Below are 20,909 nucleotides of genomic sequence, written 5' to 3'. Positions count from 1 at the left end.
ATCATGGACGTGATGCCACTGCTGCTGCTGGTGGCGGGCAGTGCGGCGATCGCCGCGGCGGGCCGGCGCACCCCGGTGCCCGCGCCGCTGCTGCTGGTGGCGGCCGGACTGGTGGTCTCGTACATCCCCGGCGTCCCCGGCTACGAGCTCGACCCGCACATCGTGCTGCCCCTGCTGCTGCCGCCGCTGCTGCACACGGCCGCCGTCGACAGCTCCTACCTCGATCTGCGGGCCCAACTGCGGCCCGTGGCGCTGTTGTCCGTCGGGTACGTGCTGTTCGCGACCTTCGCCGTCGGCTGGGCGGCCTATCTGCTCGTGCCGGGGCTGCCGCTGACCGCCGCCCTCGTGCTGGGCGCGGTGGTGGCCCCGCCGGACGCGGTCGCGGCGACGGCGATCGCCCGCCGCGTCGGCCTGCCGTCGAGGATCACCACGATCCTCCAGGGCGAGTCCCTGGTGAACGACGCCACCGCCATCACCGCCTACCGCGTGGCCCTCGCGGCGGCCGTCGGCGAGGGCGCCACCTGGGCCGACGGGATCGGCGAGTTCCTGCTGGCGGCGATCGGCGGTGTGGGCGTCGGGCTGGTCCTGATGATCCCGCTGCACTGGCTGCGCACCCATGTGAAGGAGGCGCTGTTCCAGAACACCCTTTCCCTGCTGATCCCGTTCGTCGCCTACGGCGTCGCCGAGCAGTTCCACGCCTCCGGCGTCCTCGCGGTGGTCGTCGTCGCCCTCTATCTCGGGCACCGCGCGTGGGAGGTCGACTTCGCGACCCGCCTCCAGGAGGAGGCGGTGTGGAAGATGGTCGCGTTCGTCCTGGAGTCGGCGGTGTTCGCGCTGATCGGACTGCAACTGCCGGTGGTCCTCAAGGGGCTCGGGGAGTACGAGGGCCTGGACGCCGCCTGGTACGCGGTGGCGCTGTTCCTGGTGGTCGTCGTGGCCCGGTTCGTGTGGGTGTTCCCGGGGACCTTCCTGCCCCGGATGCTGTCGGCGCGCATCCGCGAGAGGGAGGAGAACCCCACATGGAAGGGCGCGTTCGTCATCTCGTGGGCGGGGATGCGGGGCGTGGTGTCGCTCGCGATCGCGTTCTCCATCCCCGTGACCGTCCACGGCGGCGAGCCCTTCCCCGGCCGCAACCTGATCCTGTTCCTCACCTTCACGACCGTCATCGGCACGCTCGTCGTCCAGGGACTGACGCTGCCGCCGCTGATCCGGCTGCTCGAACTGCCCGGCCGGGACCGGCAGGCCGAGACCCTCGCCGAGGCCAACGCCCAGGCGCAGGCCTCCCGCGCCGCAGAGCAGCGCCTCGACGCCCTCCTCGCCGACGAGCGCAACGCCCTGCCCGAGCCCCTCGCCGACCGGCTGCGCTCGGTTCTGGAACGCCGCCGCAACGCCGTCTGGGAACGTCTCGGCCAGGCCAATCCCGTAACGGGCGAGACCGCCGACGACACCTACCGCCGGCTCGCGCGCGAGATGATCGGCGCCGAGCGCGAGGTCTTCGTCAAGCTGCGCGACCTGCGACACATCGACGACGAGATGCTCCGCTCCCTGCTGCGCAGGCTCGACCTGGAGGAGGCGGCGGCGTACCGGGAGACGACGACGTGAAGCGGAGCGCCCGGGACCATCGGCGGCGTCGGGAAGGCGGCGCGCGGGCGGGGAGCAGCGCGCCGCGTGCGGGCGGAAGCGGTGTGCTCAGGGAAACGGGCGGCCGGTGACGACGGCCGCGACCGTCGTCCCGCGGGCGAAGGCGCCTTCCTCGGCCAGGACGGCCAGCGCGTACAGCATTTTGGCGACATAGAGACGTTCGACGGGCACGCCGTGGCGCTGCTCGAAGTCGTCGGCGAAGACGTGCAGTTCGGGGGTGGTGCGGGCGTAGCCGCCGAAGTGGAAGCGGCCGTCGAGGCGCCAGTCGCCGCGCGGCCCGCCGAAGGCCCGCTGCTGGAGGGCCCTGATGCCGTCGGTGAGGAAGCCGCCCTTGAGGACCGGTATGCCGAGGGCCCTCCGGTCGGGTGCGAGGCCCGCTGCAAGGCCCGCCAGCGTGCCGCCGGTGCCGCAGGCGACCGCGACGACGTCGGCGAGCGGGCGCAGCTCCTCGCCGAGGGCCCGGCAGCCGCGCACGGCGGACGCGTTGCTGCCGCCCTCGGGCAGGACGAGGGCGTCCTCGGCGGAGGCCGCGCGCAGCACCGACGCGAGCGTGTCCGGCTCGGTCTTGCATCGATACGTCGATCTGTCGACGAAATGCAGGCGCATTCCGTCGGCCGCGCACCGAGCGAGAGAGGGGTTGAGCGGCCGGCCGGCCAGTTCGTCGCCGCGCACCACACCGATCGTGGGCAGGCCCAGGAGGCGGCCCGCCGCGGCGGTGGCCCGCAGGTGGTTGGAGTAGGCGCCGCCGAAGGTCAGCACCGGACGACCGTCGGCCGCGGCGAGGTTGGGAGCCAGCTTGCGCCACTTGTTGCCGACGAGGTCGGGGTGGATCAGGTCGTCGCGCTTGAGGAGCAGCCGGATCCCGCGCCGGTCGAACCGTTCGTCGCGCACCTCCAGGACCGGCGAGGGCAGCCGGGGACCCAGGGCGGCGAGGGCGTCGGGGCCGGTCACGGCTCCATTGTCGGTCACGGCCGGAGGCGGCGGTTTCGCGGGCATGCCCAGCCCGCAATGATCCATTCCCGCTCTTTCGGGTAATGGAACGAACACACTGGGTGATGGAAGGGTTGCCCGTGAGATCGATGCCCGGCGGCAGACCGCCGCCAGGGCATGACGGGAGGGCAATTCCTTATGTCGGTAGGCGAAGAGGTCCGCGCGGAGCAGGACGGGCCGCAGCAGAGCCTTGGCACGGCGGCCGCACGGAACCTGGCCACGACCACCAAGTCCGTACCCCAGATGCAGGAGATCAGCTCCCGCTGGCTGCTGCGCATGCTGCCCTGGGTGGAGGTGCAGGGCGGCACGTACCGGGTGAACCGACGACTGACGTACGCCGTGGGCGACGGACGCGTCACCTTCGTCAAGACCGGCGACCGCGTCGAGGTCGTCCCCGCCGAACTGGCCGAGCTGCCCGCGCTGCGCGCGTACGCGGACGACGACGTGCTGACCGAACTGGCCCGGCGCTGCGAACAGCGCGAGATCGCCCCCGGGGAGGTGATCACCGGCTTCGGCAGCCGGGCCGACGAGGTGTACCTGCTGGCCCACGGCCGCGTCGAGAAGATCGGCACGGGGCCCTACGGCGAGGACGAGAGCCTCGGCGTCCTCGCCGACGGCGCCTACCTCGGCGAGCAGGCCCTGCTCGACCCGGGCGCCATCTGGGAGTACACCGTGCGGGCGGTCACCCCCTGCACGGTCCTGGTGCTGAGCCGGCAGGAGGTCGAGCGGGTCGCGGCGCGCTCAGACTCGCTGCGCGCGCACCTGCGGCGGCAGCGGTCCATCCCCGCCCAGCGCACCAACCCGTACGGCGAGAAGGAGATCGACCTCGCCGCGGGCCACACCGGCGAGCCGCGGATCCCGCACACCTTCGTCGACTACGAGGCCCGGCCGCGCGAGTACGAACTGAGCATCGCCCAGACCGTGCTGCGCATCCACACGCGCGTGGCCGACCTCTACAACCAGCCCATGGACCAGACCGAACAGCAACTTCGGCTCACCGTCGAGGCGTTGAGGGAACGCCAGGAACACGAGCTGGTCAACAACCGCGACTTCGGTCTCCTGCGCAACTGCGAGTACGACCAGCGCATTCAGCCGCACGACGGCGTGCCGGGCCCCGACGACATGGACGAACTGCTCAGCCGCCGGCGCGGGACCGGGCTGCTGCTCGCCCACCCGCGCGCGATCGCCGCGTTCGGCCGGGAGCTGAACCGGCGGGGACTGGTCCCGGAGACGATCGACGTCGGCGGCACCCGCATCCCCACCTGGCGCGGCGTCCCGATCTACCCGTGCAACAAGATTCCCGTCACCGAGGCCCGCACCACCTCCGTCATCGCCATGCGCCTCGGCGAGGAGGACCAGGGCGTCATCGGACTGAGGCAGTCCGGCATCCCGGACGAGATCGAGCCGGGCCTGTCGGTGCGCTTCATGGGCATCAACGAGCAGGCGATCATCAACTACCTGGTGACCGCCTACTACTCGGCCGCGGTCCTCGTCCCGGACGCGCTCGGGGTCCTGGAGAACGTCGAGATCGGCCGCTGGAGGTGACGCGTCCCGTGCCGGCGTGTCCCAGGCCCTTCAGACGGGTAGACCTCCGGAGTGTGCGCCCGGTGGGACGGCCGCCGTCCGGGGACTCTCCGAGGGGAGAACTCGATCCGATGACCGACTCCTTGACGGCGCCCGCGGGCCCGGGCGCCGTCGCAGCGCCGCACCCGGACGGCGGTCCGGGTCCGGGGCCGGCCGACGGGCACGAGGCGAGGACGCTCCTGGCGCGGGCACGGGCGGCCGTCGATCCCGCGCTGCGCTCGGCCCTGGAGTCGCTGCCCGCCCCGCTGCGCAGGGTCGCGCTCCACCATTTCGGCTGGGAGCACACCGGCGGCGCCGCGGACGGCAGCCCGGGCGGCCCGGGGCCCGCGGACGACGCCCGGGGGCGTGCGGGCGGTCCGGGCGGCGCCGGCAAGGCGATACGCCCCGCCCTCGTCCTCGCCGCGGCCCGCGCCTTCGGCGGGGAAGAGGCCGAGGCGGCGTCGGTACCGGCCGCCGCGGCGTTGGAAGTGGTGCACAACTTCACCCTGCTCCACGACGACCTGATGGACCGGGACACCACCCGTCGCCACCGCCCCACGGCCTGGACGGTGTTCGGCGACGCCGACGCCGTCCTCACCGGAGACGCGCTCCACGCGCTGGCACAGCGCATCCTGGCCCGCGACCCGCACCCGGCGTCCCTGACCGCGACGGCCCGGATCGCGGACTGCGTCGTCGAACTGTGCGCCGGTCAGCAGGCCGACACGGCACTGGAGCGGCGGCAGCCCACGGAGGTCGCCCTCGACGAGGTGTTCGCCATGGCCGAGGCGAAGACCGGGGCGCTGCTGGGGTGCGCATGCGCGATCGGCGGCCTCTACGCCGGGGCGCCGGCCGCGGACGTCGAGGCGCTGGACGGGTTCGGCCGGGAGGCCGGGCTGGCCTTCCAGCTCATCGACGACATCATGGGCATATGGGGTGACCCGCTGCGCACCGGCAAGCCGGCCGGAGCGGACCTGGCCGCCCGCAAGAAGTCCCTCCCGGTGGTCGCGGCGCTCACGTCGGGCACCCCGGCGGCGGCCGAACTCGCCGAGCTGTACGCGCTCCCGTACGACCGCGGCGACCTGGACCCCGCGATCCGCGCCGTGGAGCGGGCGGGCGGACTGACCTGGGCGCAGGAGCGGGCGGCCACGCACATGGCGCGGGCGACGCGGGAGCTGGCCCGGGCGCTCCCGGACCCGGAGCGGGCGGCCGGCCTGCTCTCCCTGGCGGCGTTCGTGACCCGGCGCACCACCTGAGCACAGCTCGTGACCCGGCGCAGCACCTGAGAGCCGAGAGCACCCGACAGACCCCGGAGCCACCGGGACCGTGCGGTTCCTGACCCCGCACGCCCGCCGACGGCTCCGGCCCCGACGGGTCCCGCACATCCCCACGGTGTGCGGGCCCCGTCCCCCGCCTCCACCCGTGTCAGCCGTCGGCAGCCGGGCTCAACCGCCGTGCGCAGACGTCGGCCGGCGGACAGGGGCAGCCGCCGCCTGTATGAGCGCCGCGGCTTCGCACTCCCGGGCAGCCCTTGCGGTTGCCCGACGGCTCCGACGTAGCCGATGTGGCGCGAGCCCAGCACCTGACACCCACACCCCCCCGAAGCGGAGCCCTCCTCCCCGTACCTGGGCAACCACCGCCCCACCTCCCGGCCGCCGCCCCCTACCCCTCGGGCACCACCGCCCCCACGATCAGCTCCACCAGCCCTTCCGGCACCGAAACGCCGGGCAGCACCCCGTCCAGCACGCCCGGCAGCGTCAAGTGGTCGACCCACAGGCCGAGCATCGCCAGATAGAGGACGGCCACGGTCTCGTCGCCGCCCGGCAGCCCGGCCTCGCGGTGGAAGCGCATGCCGAACTCCAGGTCCCCGCGCACCGACTCGGTGTACGAGGCGCGCAGCTCCGGACGCCGGGTCGCCTCCAGCCGCAGTTCGAGCAGCGCCAGATAGCCCGTGCGGTCGCCGGTCGCGCGGGACATCAGGTCGTGCATGAGGGCGGCGACGAGGGAGCGGTCCCTCGGCGCCGTCATCAGGTCGCCGAGCACCTCCGGGTCGGGCGCGAGACGCCGGTGCAGCCGCCCGTCGATCTGGCGCAGCAGGTCGTCGCGGGAGGCGAAGTAGTTGGAGGCCGTGCCCACGGGCACCCCGGCCTCGGCGTCCACCGCGCGGAAGGTCAGCCCTCGCGCCCCCTCCCGTGCGAGCACCTCGATCCCGGCGTCGACGAGCGCCGCCCGGCGCTCCGGATTACCCGCCATGCGGAATCCCCTCTCCCACTTTCCTCGGCCGAGCACTGCCGGCGTGAAACCCCTTGCCACCACTACAGTCGAAGTACTACAACTGAAGCACGACAACCGAAGTGGTTGGACGCCCGCAGCCTACGAGAAGAGAACAGCTTGCGAAAGCTCACCTACTACATCGCCTGCTCGATCGACGGGTTCATCGGCGACCCGGGCGGCGACGCCTCCGCCATGTTCCGTTACGTGGACGCGGAGTTCCTGGAGTACGTCAAGGCGGAGTACCCGGAGACGCTGCCCACCCGGAGCCGCCGGGCGCTCGGCGTCGACGACCTGCCGAACAAGCGGTTCGACACCATCGTCCAGGGCCGCGCCAGCTACGACCTCGCGCTCGACGAGGGCGTCACCAGTCCGTACGCCCACCTGCGCGAGTACGTCGCCTCGCGCACCCTGACCCGGTCGCCCGACCCGAACGTCGAGATCGTCTCCGACGACCTGGTCGGCAGGGTCCGGGAGCTCAAGGCCGAGGACGGCCCGCTCGGCATCTACCTCTGCGGCGGCTCACGGCTCGCCGGTGAGCTGATCGGCGAGATCGATGAGCTGGTGATCAAGACGTACCCGATCGTGCTGGGCAGCGGCATGCCGATGTTCGGCTCCGGGTTCGCGGTGGACGCGTTCGCCCTGGACTCGGTGCGCACGGTCGGCCCCGGTGTGGTGGTGCGGACGTACAGCAGGGAGCGCTGAGCCCCGCCCGGCCCTACTCTGAGGACATGGACAGAGGAAAGCACGTCTGTCCCGACTGCGGACAGCCCGTCGAAAGTGTGGTCCGGCGTCACAGGACGCTGGGCGCATGGGTGCCGAAGTGGGTCCCCGGCCCATGCCGGAACCCGGAGTGCGCGGCGTACGCCGAGGGCGGCGAGCACGAACACCAGCACCCGCACACCACGGAACCCCCGGAACCCGCGGCATCCGCCGAGAGCGCCGGGACCACGGAGCCGGCCGGGAACAAGGCCGACCGCATGCCCGGCCCCACCGCTGGCTGACCGTCCCGGCGCCCCACAGCACGAGCACGCCGCGGGACACGCCACGGAAAAAGAGCCCGAAGGAACCCGGCTGCGTGTCGAGAATCCGGGACCGGCTCCGACGTCCCCTGTGAGAGCCGCCCGACGGAGGCGGCCCGGCCGAAGGAGCGGAATCATGAAGTACCTGGTCATGGTGCAGGGATCGCAGGCGGACTACGACGCGATGCGCGGCAAGGGCTCCCCGGAGGCGCCGGCCTGGAGCGAGGAACAGCTGCAGGCCATGTACGCCTTCATGGGCGCGATCAACGACGACCTCTCCGAGACCGGCGAACTCGTCGACGCCCAGGGCCTGACCGACCCCGAGCGGACCCGGTTCGTCACGCGCGGCGAGGACGGCAGGACGGTGGTCACGGACGGGCCGTACGGCGAGACCAAGGAACTGCTGGCCGGTTACTGGGTCCTGGACTGCGCGAGCCTGGAGCGGGTCACGGAGATCGCCGACCGCATCACCCGGTGCCCCGTCCCGGAGGGCACCAAGGACTACCCGGTGGTGATCCGGCCCATCCAGGACGGCTCCGGCGACCTGTGCTGAGCACGGGCCGCCGACCGTCGTGGGAGTGCCGTACGGCATCGAGGACCTGCTGCGCCGTCACGCGCCGCAGGTCCTCGGGGCGCTCGTGCGGCGGTACGGCCATTTCGACGCCGCGGAGGACGCCGTACAGGAGGCGTCGCTCGCGGCGGCCGGGCAGTGGCCCGCGCACGGGGTCCCCGACAATCCGCGCGGCTGGCTGATCAGGGTCGCCTCGCGGCGGCTGACGGACGCCCTGCGCAGCGAGGAGGCGCGCCGGCAGCGGGAGGAGCGGGCGGCGGCCCTCGTCCCGAGGGACGCGTTCACGGTCCCGCCGCCCGGCGCGGACCGGGCCCCGCGCGAGGACGACACCCTCTCCCTGCTCTTCCTGTGCTGCCATCCCGGCCTGACCCAGCCCGCGCAGATCGCCCTCACCCTGCGCGCGGTCGGCGGCCTGACGACGGCGGAGATCGCCCGCGCCCACCTGGTCCCCGAGGCGACGATGGCGCAGCGCATCAGCCGGGCCAAGCAGAAGCTGCGCGGGGTGCGCTTCGGCCGGCCGGAGAACTGGCCCCGGCGGCTGCCGGCCGTGCTCCACACCCTCTATCTGATCTTCAACGAGGGGTACACGGCCACCTCGGGCGCCGCCCTCCAGCGGCGGGAGCTGGCCCGTGAGGCGATCCGGCTGACCCGCGCCGTGCACCGGCTGCTGCCCGGCGACGGCGAGGTGGCCGGTCTGCTGGCGCTGATGCTGCTCACCGACGCCCGCCGCGACGCCCGCACCGGCCCGCACGGCGAACTCGTCCCGCTCGACGAGCAGGACCGGCACCGCTGGGACCGGGCGGCGATCGAGGAGGGCGTCGCCCTGGTCACGCACGCCCTGTCGGCGGGCCGCCCGGGCCCGTACCAGCTGCGGGCCGCCATCGCCGCCGTCCACGACGAGGCGCCCTCGGCCGAGGAGACCGACTGGGCGGAGATCCTGGGCCTGTACGACGTCCTGGTCCGCCTCGTGCCGGGCCCGGTGGAGCGCCTGAACCGCGCGGTGGCGGTCGCCATGGCCCACGGCCCCGAAGCGGGCCTGGCCGAACTCGACGCCCTGGCGGGCGACACGACCCCGGTCTCCCACCGCCTGGACGCCGTCCGGGCCCACCTGCTGGAGCGCACGGGCGCGTACGACGCCGCACGCGCCGCCTACGAGCCGGCGGCGCGCCACACCCTCAGCCTGCCGGAACAGCGCTACCTGTACGCGCGGGCGACCCGCCTGGGGGACGGGGAACCCGGTGGCGCCGATGCCCGGCCGTGAGGCAGCCGTACGACGATCAGGCGCCGGCCGCGCGGATCACCGCGGCCGTCTCGGCGTGACCACCGCGCTCGGCCCACTCCAGGGGAGACAGGCCCTCCCCGTCGTCCTCGCGCAGCAACGGGTCGGCGCCGTGGGCGAGGAGCAGCCGCACCACGTCGACGTGCCCCCACGCGGCGGCCGCGCACAGCGGGGTGCCGTCCGTCTCCCCACGGCTCTCCCGGTTCGGTGACGCCCCCGCCTCCAGCAGCCGGGCGACGGTCTCGGCCGCTCCCCCGACCGCGGCGGCGTAGAGCGGCGTGGTGCCGTCGGCGTCGGCCCCCTCGGGATCGGCCCCCGCCCGCACCAGCGCGCCCACGGCACGGACGTCCTCGAACACCGCCGCCCCGACCAGCCGGCGCGCCAGCTTCTTCCGCCTGCGTCTGTTCACGGCGGCAAGCGTAGGGCCGCGCCGGACCTCGACGAACGAACCCGGAACGCAGAACGGCCCGACCGCCTGTCGCGGTCGGGCCGTCCCGGTTGTCGCCGCTGCGACCTGCAATGGTGCACCGATCGCGGGTCGTGCGGACAGGGCCTCGGGTCAGGCCTTCTTCGTCTCCCAGAAGATCTTGTCGATCTGGGCGATGTAGTCCAGGGCCTTCTGGCCCGTCGCCGGGTCGGTGGACGCCTTGGCGGCCGAGAGGGCCTTCAGGGCGTCGTTGACCAGCTGGTGCAGCTCGGGGTACTTCTCGAAGTGCGGGGCCTTGAAGTAGTCGCTCCACAGCACGGAGACGTGGTGCTTCGCCAGCTCGGCGCGCTGCTCCTTGATGACGGTGGCACGCGCCTGGAAGTGCGGGTCGTCGTTGGCGGCCATCTTCTCCTGCACGGCCTTCACCGACTCCGCCTCGATGCGGGCCTGGGCCGGGTCGTACACGCCGCAGGGCAGGTCGCAGTGCGCGCTGACCTTGACCTTGGGGGCAAACAGGCGGGAAAGCATGGAGCATTCCTTCCTCGTGATCGTCTTCTCAGGTGGGACATTACTCCCTGCGCCACGGGTTTTCGCGGGTGCCCCCTTGGGCTTAGGACAAAAGTCCGGGGTGAGACTGGGACTGGTGGAGTAACGGACCGGGGAGGTGCCGGGCATGCCGGAACTGTCGCAGGAGAGCGAGCGCCGGGGCGGGCCGCGCTATGGGCCGGCCGAGGTGACCGGGCCGTCCATGGTGCCCACGCTGTACCACGGCGACCAGCTCGTGGTGCGCTACGGCGCCCGGGTCAGGCCGGGGGACGTGATCGTGCTCCGCCATCCCTTCCAGCAGGACCTGCTCGTCGTCAAGCGGGCCGCCGAGCGCCGGGAGGCCGGCTGGTGGGTGCTGGGGGACAACGCGTACGCGGGGGGCGACAGCAGGGACTACGGCGTCGTACCGGAGGAACTGGTCCTCGGGCGGGTGCTGCTGCGGTACCGGCCGCGCCGGGCCGATCAGCGGTCGCCGCTCGCGGTGGCGCGCTGGGCGCTCTCGGCGGTCAGGCCGGTGCGGCCGGACCGGTCGGCCTCCAGGCGTTTGCGGGCGCGGTAGGCGGCGACGTTGGCGCGGGTCGCGCAGCGGTCGGAGCAGTAGCGCCGGGAGCGGTTGGTGGACGTGTCCAGGTAGGCGTTGCGGCACGGGGCCGCCTCGCACAGGCCCAGCCGGTCCACGCCGTGCTCGGTGAGGTGGAAGGCCAGGCCCATCGCGGCGATGGCCGCGTAGCCGGCGGTCGCGTTCGACGGGTGGTCCGCCAGGTGCATGTGCCACAGCGGGCGGCCGTCGTCGTCACGCAGGTCGTGGCCGGAGATCTGGGGGCTCACCGGGAACTCCAGCAGCAGCGAGTTCAGCAGATCCACCGCCAGGGTCTCGTCTCCGGCGTCCGCCGCCTCGAAGACCGCCCGCAGCCGCGCCCGCACCGACCGGAACCGGGTGACGTCCGCCTCGGTCGCCCGGCGGGCCGCCGACTGGTTGACGAACAGCTCCCGGACGGCCTCCACCGAGGTCAGCGCGTCCTTGCCCCGGGCCGGCTCCTCGCTGTTGACGAGGCGCACGGCGTAGTCCGAGTAGTAGGCCAGTTCCACTTCGGTCCTCAACGTAACGGTCGGTGGGCGTAATGGGCGGTGCTGATTCCAGCGTATTACCCGGCCGGCGGGTGGTCCGCAGAGTACGCGCGAGGGGCGGTACGGAGACCGGCTCCGTACCGCCCCTCGGTGGCGCTCGCCGTCACAGCACCTTGGACAGGAACGCCTTCGTCCGCTCGTGCTGCGGGTCGGTCAGGACCTGGCGCGGGTCGCCGGACTCGACGACCACGCCGCCGTCCATGAAGACCAGGCTGTCGCCCACCTCGCGGGCGAAGCCCATCTCGTGGGTGACGACGACCATGGTCATGCCGGACTCGGCCAGGTCGCGCATGACGTCGAGGACGTCGCCGACCAGCTCCGGGTCCAGGGCCGAGGTCGGCTCGTCGAACAGCATCAGCTTCGGCTCCATGGCCAGCGCCCGGGCGATGGCCACGCGCTGCTGCTGGCCGCCGGAGAGCTGCGAGGGGTAGTTCCCGGCCTTGTCGGCCAGCCCCACGCGCTCCAGCAGCTGCATCGCGCGGTCCCTGGCCTGCTGCCGGCCGACGCCCTTGACCTGGACCGGCGCCTCCATGATGTTCTCGACGGCCGTCATGTGCGGGAACAGGTTGAAGCGCTGGAAGACCATGCCGATGTCCCGGCGCTTGAGCGCGACCTCGTTGTCCTTCAGCTCGTAGAGCTTGTCGCCCTTCTGGCGGTAGCCGACCAGCTCGCCGTCGACGTACAGCCGCCCGGCGTTGATCTTCTCCAGGTGGTTGATGCACCGCAGGAAGGTCGACTTGCCGGAGCCGGAGGGGCCGATGAGGCAGAACACCTCGCCGGCCTTCACCTCCAGGTCGATGCCCTTGAGGACCTCCACCTGGCCGAAGGACTTGTGGACGCCCTCGGCCTTGACCATCGCGTTCGTCATGCCGTGACCCCCTTGCGGCTGGAGAAGGACGTCAGGTGGGCACGGACCCGCTGCCACGGGGTGGGCGGCAGCTGGCGGCTGGAGCCGCGGGCGTAGTAGCGCTCCACGTAGTACTGGCCGACGCTGAGGACGGAGGTGAGGATCAGGTACCAGGCCGCCGCGAGGAACAGCATCTCGACGGTGGCGCCCGAGGTCGTGCCGATGTCCTGGGCGTAGCGCAGGAGCTCGTAGTACTGGACCGCCGCGACCAGCGAGGTGGTCTTCAGCATGTTGATGACCTCGTTGCCCGTCGGCGGCACGATCACGCGCATCGCCTGCGGGACCACGATCCGGCGCAGCGTCTTGGAATGGCTCATGCCGAGCGCGTGCGCCGCCTCGGTCTGGCCCTCGTCGACCGCCAGCAGACCGGCGCGGCAGATCTCCGCCATGTACGCGGCCTCGTTGAGGCCGAGGCCGAGCAGCGCCGTCAGGAACGGCGTCATGAAGTCCGACCACTCGTCCTTGTAGAACGGGCCGAGGTTCACGTACTCGAAGACGAAGCCCAGGTTGAACCAGACGAACAGCTGGACCAGGACCGGGGTGCCGCGGAAGAACCAGATGTAGAACCAGGCGATCGACGACGTCACCGGGTTCTTCGACAGCCGCATCACGGCCAGCAGCAGGCCGCCGGCGATGCCGATGACCATGGACAGGAACGTCAGCCAGAGGGTCTCGCGGACGCCGGTGAGGATGCGGTCGTTGAAGAAGTAGTCGGGGATCGCGCCCCAGTTGATGTCGCCGTTCGCGAACGCCCAGATGAGCGAGGCGAAGATGGCGAGGGCGATCGCCGCGGAGGCGTAGCGGCCGTAGTGCCGGACCGGGACGGCCCTGATGGCCTCCGGGCCGGCCGGCGGGGTGCCCGCCGGGCCGTCCGACTTGTCGATGTCAACAGTCACGGGTGTTGCCTTTCAGTGCCGCCGGCCGAGCCGTCGGTCACTTGCCTCCGTTGATGGTGGCTTCCTCGATGGCGCCGTCCTCGGCGCCCCACTTCTCGAGGATCTTCTGGTACTCGCCGTTCTCGATGATCGCGTTCATCGCGGCCTGCAGCGCGTCCCGCAGCTGCGTGTCGTTCTTGGCGACGGCGATGCCGTACGGGGCGGCCTCGACCTGCTCGCCGACCAGCTCGAAGTCCTTGCCGCCGCCGGAGGTCTTCACCGCGTACGCGGCGACCGGGAAGTCGGAGGAACCGGCGTCCGCGCCGCCCGAGCGCAGGCGGGTCTGGGCCTGCTGGTCGTTGTCGAAGGCCTCGATGGCAAGCTTCTTGCCCGCGGGGCACTTCTTCGCCTCGGCCTTGGCGAGGTCGTGGGAGGTCGTGCCGCGCTGGACGACCAGCTTCTTGCCGCACAGGTCGGCCCAGGTCTCGATGCCCTGGGTGTCGCCCTTCTTGGTGTAGATCGAGACGCCGGCGATGAAGTAGTCGACGAAGTCGACGCCCTCGCCGACCTGCTTGCCGGTCTCGGGGTCGATGCCCTGCTGCCGCTCCTTCGAGTCCGTCATGGCCGACATGGCCATGTCGTAGCGGTCGGAGCGCAGACCGCCGAGAAGGGTGTCGAAGGTGCCGTTCTCGAACTCGAACGTCACGCCGAGCTGCTTGCCCATCGCCGCGGCGAGGTCGGGGTCGATGCCCACCGTCTTGCCGGATTCGTCCTTGAACTCGACCGGCGCGTACGCGATGTCCGAGCCGACCTTCACGACGCCCTTGTCGCGGATCTCCTTGGGCAGCTTGTCGGCCAGCGGGGCCGCGGCGGCGGATGCGGTGTCCGCGCTGTCCGAGCCGCCGTCCTCCGTCTGGTCACCGCAGCCGGTGAGAAGCAGGGTGCCTGCGACCGCGATCGCACCGACCGCTGCTAGCCGGGAACGCGCGGCGGTCGGACGACGGGTGGTGCTTGCGGTCATTGTGGGTTCCTCCGGCGGATGGGTGGTGTGCCGATGGGGGCCGGCACCGGCCGATGGGTTCGGCAGATGCCGTGGGTCGACAAGAACACACGCCTTCGAGTGTCGCGACCCCGTGTGATTAGGGCATCTTGCCATTCGGACGGAACCATTCAGGTGACCGCCCATGTCAAAATCGGATAACGGGTGATCCCCGAACCACACCATCCGGTACATCACGACCGGACCATCTACGGGAATCCGTGCTTCCGGCCGGAGAATCTTCGGGGGCGTCTTGGAATATGGACCTGTCCAGTCGCCCGGGTATGAGTCATGTCACCGGGAGGTGACCTTCACGTTATGGACTCGTCGGCGGCACCCTCGGTCCGGTAAGAAGGTTCTTCACACCCCTCATCCGGGGCTCAGGGCGCGTGTGCGGCGCGCCCGTCGCGCAGACGTCCACCTGCATCAACGACAGGGCTCTGCGCGTCCCCGCCCACCCCTCACCAGGAGTGGTCCCACCCTCAACCGATGAAGATTTAAGGGGTACGACAAAGTGGCAGCGGAGATCGTCAATCCTCGCAGCGACAGCAGTACGGAGCAGGAGGGCGGGGCGGAGCCCCTCGATTCCTTCGATCCGGCGTTCGCGCTGCACCGCGGCGGCAAGATGGCCGTGCAGGCCACCGTGCCGGTCCGCGACAAGGACGACCTGTCCCTCGCATACACGCCCGGGGTCGCGAAGGTGTGCACCGCGATCGCCGAGCAGCCGGACCTGGTCCACGACTACACGTGGAAGTCGTCCGTCGTCGCCGTCGTGACCGACGGCACGGCCGTGCTGGGGCTCGGTGACATCGGGCCCGAGGCCTCCCTCCCCGTGATGGAGGGCAAGGCCATCCTCTTCAAGCAGTTCGGCGGCGTCGACGCCGTCCCCATCGCCCTGGCCTGCACGGACGTCGACGAGATCATCGAGACCGTGGTCCGCCTCGCCCCGTCCTTCGGCGGCGTGAACCTGGAGGACATCTCGGCGCCCCGGTGCTTCGAGATCGAGCGCCGGCTCCAGGAGCGGCTGGACATCCCGGTCTTCCACGACGACCAGCACGGCACGGCCGTCGTCACGCTGGCCGCGCTGCGCAACGCCGCGCGGCTCAGCGGGCGCGGTCTCGCCGATCTGCGGGCGGTCATCTCGGGCGCCGGTGCGGCGGGCGTCGCGATCGCCAGGATGCTGGTCGAGGCCGGCGTCGGGGACGTCGCGGTGGCCGACCGCAAGGGCGTGGTCTCGGCCGACCGGGACGACCTCACGCCGGTCAAGCGGGAACTCGCCTCCTTCACCAACAGGGCGGGGCTGACCGGGTCCCTGGAGGCCGCGCTGGCCGGCGCCGACGTCTTCATCGGCGTCTCCGGCGGTACGGTCCCGGAGGCGGCGGTGGCCTCGATGGCCGAGGGCGCGTTCGTCTTCGCCATGGCGAACCCGAACCCCGAGGTGCACCCCGAGGTGGCGCACAAGTACGCGGCGGTCGTGGCGACCGGGCGGTCGGACTTCCCGAACCAGATCAACAACGTGCTGGCGTTCCCCGGCATCTTCGCGGGCGCGCTCCAGGTGCGGGCGTCGCGGATCACCGAGGGCATGAAGCTCGCGGCGGCCGAGGCGCTGGCGGGCGTCGTGGGCGACGATCTGGCGGCCGACTACGTCATCCCCTCGCCGTTCGACGAGCGGGTCGCCCCCGCGGTCACCGCGGCGGTGGCCGCGGCGGCCCGGGCGGAGGGCGTGGCGCGGCGGTGACACGGTGACGGCACGGCCGTGAGGCCGTGAGGCGAGCCGCCGAACCGGCCTGGAGGAGGCCCCGCCCGAGAACGGGCGGGGCCTCCTCCCGTGTGCGTCGAGCAGGCCGAGCAGGTGTCGAGGGGATTCGGAGCCCGGCCTGTGCGGGTTTTTACCGGGGCGTACGGCCGTCCGGGTGGCAAGAGGGCATGTGTCACAGGGCCACGCGGTTCCCTGCGGCGGGGCGGAACCCTATCGTCGCTCCCATGTTCGCTGTCTACGCCGCCCGAATCGACCGCGACCAGCCGCTCACCGGCCTGGAGTTGGGGGAGCGACCGGCTCCCGAGCCCCCGCCCGGCTGGAGCGCGGTCGACGTCAGGGCCGCCTCCCTCAACCACCACGACCTCTGGTCCCTGCGCGGTGTGGGCCTCACCGAGGATCGGCTGCCGATGATCCTCGGCTGCGACGCCGCCGGAATCGACGCGGACGGCAACGAGGTCGTCCTGCACTCCGTCATCGGCCAGACCGGACACGGCGTCGGGCCGAAGGAGCCGCGGTCCATCCTCACCGAGCGCTACCAGGGCACGTTCGCCGAGCGCGTCGCCGTGCCGACGTGGAACATCCTGCCCAAGCCGAAGGAACTGTCCTTCGAGGAGGCCGCCTGCCTGCCGACGGCGTGGCTGACGGCGTACCGGATGCTGTTCACCAACGCCGGGGTGCGGCCCGGGGACTCGGTGCTCGTGCAGGGCGCCGGCGGTGGTGTCGCCACGGCCGCGATCGTGCTCGGCCGGGCCGCCGGGCTGCGGGTGTTCGCCACCAGCCGGGACGAGGCCAAGCGGAAGCGGGCGCTCGAACTGGGGGCCGTGGAGGCGCTGGAGCCGGGCGCGCGGCTGCCGCAGCGGGTGGACGCCGTGATCGAGACGGTGGGCGCGGCGACGTGGTCGCACTCGGTGAAGTCGCTGCGGCCCGGAGGCACGCTGGTGATCTCCGGTGCGACCAGCGGGGACCGGCCGTCGCACGCCGAGCTGACGCGGATCTTCTTCCTGGAGCTGAAGGTCGTCGGGTCGACGATGGGGACGAAGGACGAACTGGAGGACCTGCTGTCCTTCTGCGCCGCCACGGGGGTGCGTCCCGTCATCGACGAGGTGCTGCCGCTGGACCGGGCCCGTGAGGGGTTCGAGCGGCTGGCGGCGGGCGAACAGTTCGGGAAGATCGTGCTGACGGGGTCGTGAGGGTGTTCTGACGGCCGTCAGGGTGCCCTGACGGCGTCCTGAGCGGCGGGTCGACGTACGGCGGGTCCGGGGTTCCGGGCCCGCCGTTTGCGTGTCCGCCGTTTTTCCCGCCCGCGCTGTCAACTTCGGTTGACGCGACCCCTGGTGTCAACCTATGTTGACACCATGACGGATGCGACGGATCTCGCCGAGCGGGCCGGTGATCGTGACCCGAGGGTCGGTCTGCGGGCGGTCGCCGCGCTGCGCCGGCTGCTGGAGCAGTTGGAGGCCGTGCAGGTGCGCAGTGCGCGCCAACAGGGCTGGTCGTGGCAGGAGATCGCCGCGGAGCTGGGAGTGAGCAGGCAGGCCGTGCACAAGAAGTACGGGAGGCGATGATGTTCGAACGGTTCACCAAGGACGCCCGCAACGTGGTGAAGGGCGCCCTGGAGCACTGCGAGCGGTCGGGGGCGGGGACCGTGGGCGCCGGGCATCTGCTGCTCGCGCTGCTGGACCACGGGGCGGGGAAGGGGGCGTTCGCGCTGGCCGCGCTGGGGCTCGCCGAGCGCACGGACTCGGTGACGCGGGCGCTGGAGGAGGCGCGGCGGCGGGCGGGGTTGACGCAGGCGGAGGCGGACGCGCTGGCCGGGCTGGGGATCGACGTCACGGAGGTCGTCGCGCGGGTGGAGGAGACGCACGGCGTCGGGGCCCTGTCGGGGGCGTGGCGGCCGGGGCGCCGTCGCCCTTCCTTCGGCCGGGACGCGAAGGACGTGCTGGAGAAGTCCCTGCGCGTCGCCCTCGCCCGCCGCGAGCGCTACATCGGCGACGAGCACATCCTGCTCGCCCTCACGACCCTCCCCGGCGTCGCCGCTGAGGTCCTCGCGGACCACGGGGTGACGTACGAGTCGGTGACGCGGGTGCTGGGGGAGGGGGGAGCGGGGAGCGCGGCCAAGGCGGGGTGAGATGAGGCGGGGCCGGGCGCGCCGGGTGAGATGCGGGGGCCCGGTCGCGTCAAGGCCGCGACGACCCTGGTGGGCCGATGGACGAGCCCGGTGGGCGAGCCTGGCGGGGGCGGTGGGCGGGGCCTGCCGCACGGCGTCGACGGCCTCTACCGGTGCGCGGCAGGCCCGCTGCGCACCGTCTGCGCCCTGCTCGACGCCGGCGCGACCCGGCTGGCGACCGCCGGCCGGCTGTACTCGGGCGTCTGCCGGTGGGCCGGTCGCGCGGGGTGAACGTGCCGCGACGGTTGCTCGGTGGCGCCGCGCGTCCCGGGCGGCCGGCGCGTGCCCGGCGAGGGCGACGCGCGGCCGCCTGATGCCCCCCGCCGCGTGGGGCCCGCCTAGGGGGTGTCTGACAAATGCCCGCGGCGTCGCGGCTTCTGGCACGCCCTCCCCCAGAGGGGGCACCCCCAACCGCGTTGCCGAACCGCCCTGGTAGCTCCGCTACGAGGGCGCTCCGGTGCCTTGCGATCGCACGCACCAGAAGCCGCTCCTTCTCCCGCGCTCATTTGGGCGGTTCCCGCGGCCGTCGTTACCGCTTCTCCGTGCGCAGCAGTGCCCCGATGTGGGCCGCCGTCGTGGAGAGGTGGCGGCGGGCCTCGCGGAGCTGGGCCGGGGTGACGCCGTGGTCGCGGGCCGCGTCGCGGATGTCGTCGCGGAAGCGGTCCAGGAGGCGCTCCAGGTCACGGGCCGGGTCGTCGGTCGGGGCCTCGTGGGCCCACGACGGCTCCTCGCCGACGGGGACGTCCTTCTCACCGGCGCGGACGTCCTCCGTGGCGGCGCGGACGTCGTCCGTGGCGGTGGCCGACCGGCCGAAGCCGAAGTCCTTGCCCCAGTCCTTGCCGTGCGTCCTGCCGAAGTCGCCGAACTCCTTCGCCAGTTCGGACAGTCCCTCGCGCAGGCCCGTCGGCCAGTCGCCGCGGGTGAAGCCGTCCTGGACCTGCTGCTGGACCCGCTGGGCTATGCGCTGCATGCGGTCCTGGGCCTCCTGGGCCTGGCGGCGGGCCCGCTCGGCCTCCTCACGGGCTCGGCGGCTCTCGTCCTTGGCGCGCCGGGCCTGGTCCTTCCACTCCTGCTTGACGCGGCGCAGCTCCTCCTTGGCGGCGCGCCACGCGTCGTTCTCCCCCGGCTCCGCGGCGCCCCCCTCCGCGCGGGCCTTGCTCGCCGCCGCCCGCATCTCGCGGCGCAGGTCGCCCGCGGCGCCCCGTACGTCGGCCCGGATCTCGGCGGCCAGCTCCGCCACCGACTCGCGGATCTCCAGCTCCAGGTCGGCCAGTTCCCCGCTGCGGTCGGCCAGCTCGGCGCGGCCGGCGTCCGTGATGGCGTACACCTTGCGGCCGCCCTCGGTGGTGTGGGTGACCAGGCCCTCGGCCTCCAGCTTGGCCAGGCGCGGATAGACCGTGCCCGCGGAGGGGGCGTAGAGGCCCTGGAAGCGCTCCTCCAGGAGGCGGATGACCTCGTAGCCGTGGCGCGGGGCCTCGTCGAGCAGCTTGAGCAGGTAGAGGCGCAGGCGGCCGTGCGCGAAGACGGGGGGCATGTCAGAGCACCTTCTTGTCGTTCGGGCTGCCCTCCGGGCGGCGCAGCAGGGCGATGGAGCCGGAGACGGTCGTGGCCTTCAGCCGGCCGGTGCCCGCCCCGAGCCGGCCGGTGATGCGCTTGGCGCCCCACTGGCCGGTCACCCGGAGGTCCTCGAAGGCGTTGGAGACGGTCCCGCTCGCGGTGTTGGCGTCCACCTCCGCGTCGGCCGGGTGCGGAAGCCGGATCGCGATCTCGCCGGAGACGCTGGTCAGGCTGACGTCGGTCGCGCCGCTCGCCGCATCGAGGTCGACGATCATCGAGCCGCTCACCGAGTCGGCCCGCACGGCCGGTCCCGCGCCCTCGACCACGGTCAGGTCCCCGGAGACGGAGTTGAAGCGCAGGTCGCCGCTGAGGCCCTGCGCCTCCACGTTCCCCGAGACGGTGTCCGCGCGGACCGGACCCGCCAGGCCCACCAGGGTCGAGTCGCCGGAGACGCCCTTCAGCTCGGCGCGCCCCTCGATGCCGGAGACCACCGCCGAGGCGCCGACCACCCCCACCTCGACGCGCGTGCCGGCCGGCACCGCCACGGAGACGACGGCGCTGCGCCGCCAGCCCCTCCCGTCGAGCCACTTGAGGAAGCCCTTCCAGGGCAGGTCCTCGTAGGCCACGGTCAGCGTGCCGTCCCGCTGGGTGATCACCAGGGGCGGGCCCTCGACGTCGCCGACCTCCAGGCGGGCGGTGGCTTCAGCCGTCCCGACCACGTTCACCGCGCCGTTCACGATCCGTACCTGAAGCTCGCGCACGGGCTCGTCGAAAGTGAGCCTGGTCGGCTCCGCGACGGACCATTCGGACATGGTGCAGACCTCCTAGACACGCCATATCGCGTCATTCACTCTTCACGATATATCGCGGTCATGGAAAGTCAAGACACTCGCGAGGGTGACGCGATACCCGTCCGCGGAGCGGCACCGTCTCCCCCAGGGGACGCGGGGCGGCCCCGCCTACTCGTCGTCCTCGTCGTCCAGCCGCGCCAGCCAGGTCGCGAGCCGCTCCACCGGCACCTCGAAGTCCGGGTTCAGATCGACGAAGGTCCGCAGCTGCTCGGCGAGCCACTCGAAGGTGACCTCCTCCTCGCCGCGCCGCTTCTCGAGCTCTTCGATGCCTCGGTCGGTGAAGTACACGCCTGTTCTCCTGGGGCTGGGCCGGTCGGCC

At 72.5% G+C, this 20,909-nt stretch carries 23 protein-coding genes; 12 read left to right on the top strand and 11 right to left on the bottom strand.

Annotation, left to right across the window (positions count from 1 at the left end; translation table 11 throughout):
- Positions 1–3: 3 nt before the first annotated feature.
- Positions 4–1,602, top strand: a complete 1,599-nt coding sequence (locus ACZ6KF_RS23475; RefSeq protein ID WP_469177276.1) for a Na+/H+ antiporter — start codon at positions 4–6, stop codon at positions 1,600–1,602.
- Positions 1,603–1,689: 87 nt separating this feature from the next.
- Here ACZ6KF_RS23475 and ACZ6KF_RS23470 read toward each other — a convergent pair whose 3' ends face one another.
- Positions 1,690–2,592, bottom strand: a complete 903-nt coding sequence (locus tag ACZ6KF_RS23470) for a 1-aminocyclopropane-1-carboxylate deaminase/D-cysteine desulfhydrase (RefSeq protein WP_469239909.1) — start codon at positions 2,590–2,592, stop codon at positions 1,690–1,692.
- A 177-nt stretch (positions 2,593–2,769) separates the two neighbouring features.
- On the opposite strand from ACZ6KF_RS23470, the gene ACZ6KF_RS23465 reads away from it, so the two are divergent.
- Both ACZ6KF_RS23465 and ACZ6KF_RS23460 read left to right on the top strand, forming a co-directional pair.
- On the top strand, positions 2,770–4,176 hold the full coding sequence (locus tag ACZ6KF_RS23465; protein WP_469239907.1) for a family 2B encapsulin nanocompartment shell protein: 1,407 nt from the start codon (positions 2,770–2,772) through the stop codon (positions 4,174–4,176).
- A 110-nt stretch (positions 4,177–4,286) separates the two neighbouring features.
- Positions 4,287–5,447, top strand: coding sequence for a polyprenyl synthetase family protein (locus ACZ6KF_RS23460; protein WP_469239905.1), 1,161 nt, complete (start codon positions 4,287–4,289; stop codon positions 5,445–5,447).
- A 406-nt stretch (positions 5,448–5,853) separates the two neighbouring features.
- On the opposite strand, the gene ACZ6KF_RS23455 is transcribed toward ACZ6KF_RS23460, so the two are convergent.
- Positions 5,854–6,444, bottom strand: a complete 591-nt coding sequence (locus ACZ6KF_RS23455; RefSeq protein WP_469239903.1) for a TetR/AcrR family transcriptional regulator — start codon at positions 6,442–6,444, stop codon at positions 5,854–5,856.
- Positions 6,445–6,582: 138 nt separating this feature from the next.
- Here ACZ6KF_RS23455 and ACZ6KF_RS23450 point away from each other — a divergent pair, with 138 nt between their 5' ends.
- The 3 genes from ACZ6KF_RS23450 (at position 6,583) to ACZ6KF_RS23440 (ending at position 9,316) form a co-directional block, all read left to right on the top strand.
- Positions 6,583–7,167 carry a dihydrofolate reductase family protein gene (locus ACZ6KF_RS23450; RefSeq protein WP_469239901.1) on the top strand — a complete coding sequence of 195 codons (585 nt, stop codon included), beginning with the start codon at positions 6,583–6,585 and terminating at the stop codon, positions 7,165–7,167.
- Between the two features lie 453 nt (positions 7,168–7,620).
- Positions 7,621–8,037: a YciI family protein gene (locus ACZ6KF_RS23445; RefSeq protein ID WP_356626548.1), complete on the top strand. Its 417-nt coding sequence runs from the start codon at positions 7,621–7,623 to the stop codon at positions 8,035–8,037.
- 25 nt (positions 8,038–8,062) lie between these two features.
- Complete coding sequence (locus tag ACZ6KF_RS23440; protein ID WP_469239899.1) at positions 8,063–9,316, top strand: RNA polymerase sigma factor; 1,254 nt, start codon at positions 8,063–8,065, stop codon at positions 9,314–9,316.
- A gap of 16 nt (positions 9,317–9,332) precedes the next feature.
- On the opposite strand, the gene ACZ6KF_RS23435 is transcribed toward ACZ6KF_RS23440, so the two are convergent.
- A complete protein-coding gene (locus ACZ6KF_RS23435) occupies positions 9,333–9,743 on the bottom strand; it encodes an ankyrin repeat domain-containing protein (RefSeq protein WP_469239897.1) in 411 nt (136 codons plus the stop codon).
- Positions 9,744–9,893: 150 nt separating this feature from the next.
- A complete protein-coding gene (sodN, locus tag ACZ6KF_RS23430) occupies positions 9,894–10,289 on the bottom strand; it encodes a superoxide dismutase, Ni (protein WP_067129094.1) in 396 nt (131 codons plus the stop codon).
- A gap of 145 nt (positions 10,290–10,434) precedes the next feature.
- On the opposite strand from sodN, the gene sodX reads away from it, so the two are divergent.
- Positions 10,435–10,866, top strand: coding sequence for a nickel-type superoxide dismutase maturation protease (gene sodX, locus ACZ6KF_RS23425; RefSeq protein WP_356626554.1), 432 nt, complete (start codon positions 10,435–10,437; stop codon positions 10,864–10,866).
- Here sodX and ACZ6KF_RS23420 read toward each other — a convergent pair.
- From ACZ6KF_RS23420 to ACZ6KF_RS23405, 4 genes are all read right to left on the bottom strand, one after another.
- Positions 10,770–11,396, bottom strand: coding sequence for a CGNR zinc finger domain-containing protein (locus tag ACZ6KF_RS23420; RefSeq protein ID WP_356626810.1), 627 nt, complete (start codon positions 11,394–11,396; stop codon positions 10,770–10,772). The genes sodX and ACZ6KF_RS23420 overlap by 97 nt on opposite strands.
- Before the next feature lie 142 nt (positions 11,397–11,538).
- Positions 11,539–12,303 carry an amino acid ABC transporter ATP-binding protein gene (locus tag ACZ6KF_RS23415; RefSeq protein ID WP_356626555.1) on the bottom strand — a complete coding sequence of 255 codons (765 nt, stop codon included), beginning with the start codon at positions 12,301–12,303 and terminating at the stop codon, positions 11,539–11,541.
- Positions 12,300–13,238 (bottom strand): amino acid ABC transporter permease, encoded by a 939-nt coding sequence (locus ACZ6KF_RS23410; protein ID WP_356626557.1) that lies wholly within the window; start codon positions 13,236–13,238, stop codon positions 12,300–12,302. Before ACZ6KF_RS23410 ends, ACZ6KF_RS23415 begins: the two co-directional genes overlap by 4 nt.
- Positions 13,239–13,275: 37 nt before the next feature.
- Complete coding sequence (locus ACZ6KF_RS23405; RefSeq protein ID WP_356626559.1) at positions 13,276–14,238, bottom strand: ABC transporter substrate-binding protein; 963 nt, start codon at positions 14,236–14,238, stop codon at positions 13,276–13,278.
- Between the two features lie 532 nt (positions 14,239–14,770).
- Here ACZ6KF_RS23405 and ACZ6KF_RS23400 point away from each other — a divergent pair.
- From ACZ6KF_RS23400 to ACZ6KF_RS23380, 5 genes are all read left to right on the top strand, one after another.
- Positions 14,771–15,994, top strand: a complete 1,224-nt coding sequence (locus ACZ6KF_RS23400; protein WP_356626560.1) for an NAD(P)-dependent malic enzyme — start codon at positions 14,771–14,773, stop codon at positions 15,992–15,994.
- Between the two features lie 245 nt (positions 15,995–16,239).
- Positions 16,240–17,205 carry a zinc-binding dehydrogenase gene (locus ACZ6KF_RS23395; protein ID WP_356626562.1) on the top strand — a complete coding sequence of 322 codons (966 nt, stop codon included), beginning with the start codon at positions 16,240–16,242 and terminating at the stop codon, positions 17,203–17,205.
- A gap of 165 nt (positions 17,206–17,370) precedes the next feature.
- Positions 17,371–17,580: a helix-turn-helix domain-containing protein gene (locus ACZ6KF_RS23390; RefSeq protein ID WP_356626564.1), complete on the top strand. Its 210-nt coding sequence runs from the start codon at positions 17,371–17,373 to the stop codon at positions 17,578–17,580.
- Complete coding sequence (locus ACZ6KF_RS23385; protein WP_356626812.1) at positions 17,580–18,143, top strand: Clp protease N-terminal domain-containing protein; 564 nt, start codon at positions 17,580–17,582, stop codon at positions 18,141–18,143. The genes ACZ6KF_RS23390 and ACZ6KF_RS23385 overlap by 1 nt, the downstream gene beginning before the upstream one ends.
- Before the next feature lie 90 nt (positions 18,144–18,233).
- Positions 18,234–18,413, top strand: coding sequence for a hypothetical protein (locus ACZ6KF_RS23380; RefSeq protein ID WP_469239896.1), 180 nt, complete (start codon positions 18,234–18,236; stop codon positions 18,411–18,413).
- A 298-nt stretch (positions 18,414–18,711) separates the two neighbouring features.
- On the opposite strand, the gene ACZ6KF_RS23375 is transcribed toward ACZ6KF_RS23380, so the two are convergent.
- The 3 genes from ACZ6KF_RS23375 to ACZ6KF_RS23365 form a co-directional block, all read right to left on the bottom strand.
- Positions 18,712–19,716 carry a PadR family transcriptional regulator gene (locus tag ACZ6KF_RS23375; protein ID WP_469239895.1) on the bottom strand — a complete coding sequence of 335 codons (1,005 nt, stop codon included), beginning with the start codon at positions 19,714–19,716 and terminating at the stop codon, positions 18,712–18,714.
- 1 nt (position 19,717) lies between these two features.
- Positions 19,718–20,551 (bottom strand): DUF4097 family beta strand repeat-containing protein, encoded by an 834-nt coding sequence (locus tag ACZ6KF_RS23370; RefSeq protein WP_469157361.1) that lies wholly within the window; start codon positions 20,549–20,551, stop codon positions 19,718–19,720.
- A 147-nt stretch (positions 20,552–20,698) separates the two neighbouring features.
- Positions 20,699–20,878, bottom strand: a complete 180-nt coding sequence (locus ACZ6KF_RS23365) for a DUF6104 family protein (protein ID WP_003992906.1) — start codon at positions 20,876–20,878, stop codon at positions 20,699–20,701.
- Positions 20,879–20,909: the final 31 nt, after the last annotated feature.

Source organism: Streptomyces sp. NPDC046379, from assembly GCF_055587785.1.
This window is presented reverse-complemented; position numbering and strand designations above follow the sequence as displayed.

Bases quoted from the DNA above. Each gene is read 5' to 3' on its own strand.
- ACZ6KF_RS23475 (WP_469177276.1), top strand. From the start codon at position 4: ATGGACGTGATGCCACTGCTGCTGCTGGTGGCGGGCAGTGCGGCGATC.
- ACZ6KF_RS23465 (WP_469239907.1), top strand. From the start codon at position 2,770: ATGTCGGTAGGCGAAGAGGTCCGCGCGGAGCAGGACGGGCCGCAGCAG.
- ACZ6KF_RS23460 (WP_469239905.1), top strand. From the start codon at position 4,287: ATGACCGACTCCTTGACGGCGCCCGCGGGCCCGGGCGCCGTCGCAGCG.
- ACZ6KF_RS23455 (WP_469239903.1), bottom strand. From the start codon at position 6,444: ATGGCGGGTAATCCGGAGCGCCGGGCGGCGCTCGTCGACGCCGGGATC.
- ACZ6KF_RS23445 (WP_356626548.1), top strand. From the start codon at position 7,621: ATGAAGTACCTGGTCATGGTGCAGGGATCGCAGGCGGACTACGACGCG.
- sodN (WP_067129094.1), bottom strand. From the start codon at position 10,289: ATGCTTTCCCGCCTGTTTGCCCCCAAGGTCAAGGTCAGCGCGCACTGC.
- sodX (WP_356626554.1), top strand. From the start codon at position 10,435: ATGCCGGAACTGTCGCAGGAGAGCGAGCGCCGGGGCGGGCCGCGCTAT.
- ACZ6KF_RS23415 (WP_356626555.1), bottom strand. From the start codon at position 12,303: ATGACGAACGCGATGGTCAAGGCCGAGGGCGTCCACAAGTCCTTCGGC.
- ACZ6KF_RS23405 (WP_356626559.1), bottom strand. From the start codon at position 14,238: ATGACCGCAAGCACCACCCGTCGTCCGACCGCCGCGCGTTCCCGGCTA.
- ACZ6KF_RS23395 (WP_356626562.1), top strand. From the start codon at position 16,240: ATGTTCGCTGTCTACGCCGCCCGAATCGACCGCGACCAGCCGCTCACC.
- ACZ6KF_RS23390 (WP_356626564.1), top strand. From the start codon at position 17,371: ATGACGGATGCGACGGATCTCGCCGAGCGGGCCGGTGATCGTGACCCG.
- ACZ6KF_RS23385 (WP_356626812.1), top strand. From the start codon at position 17,580: ATGTTCGAACGGTTCACCAAGGACGCCCGCAACGTGGTGAAGGGCGCC.
- ACZ6KF_RS23375 (WP_469239895.1), bottom strand. From the start codon at position 19,716: ATGCCCCCCGTCTTCGCGCACGGCCGCCTGCGCCTCTACCTGCTCAAG.
- ACZ6KF_RS23370 (WP_469157361.1), bottom strand. From the start codon at position 20,551: ATGTCCGAATGGTCCGTCGCGGAGCCGACCAGGCTCACTTTCGACGAG.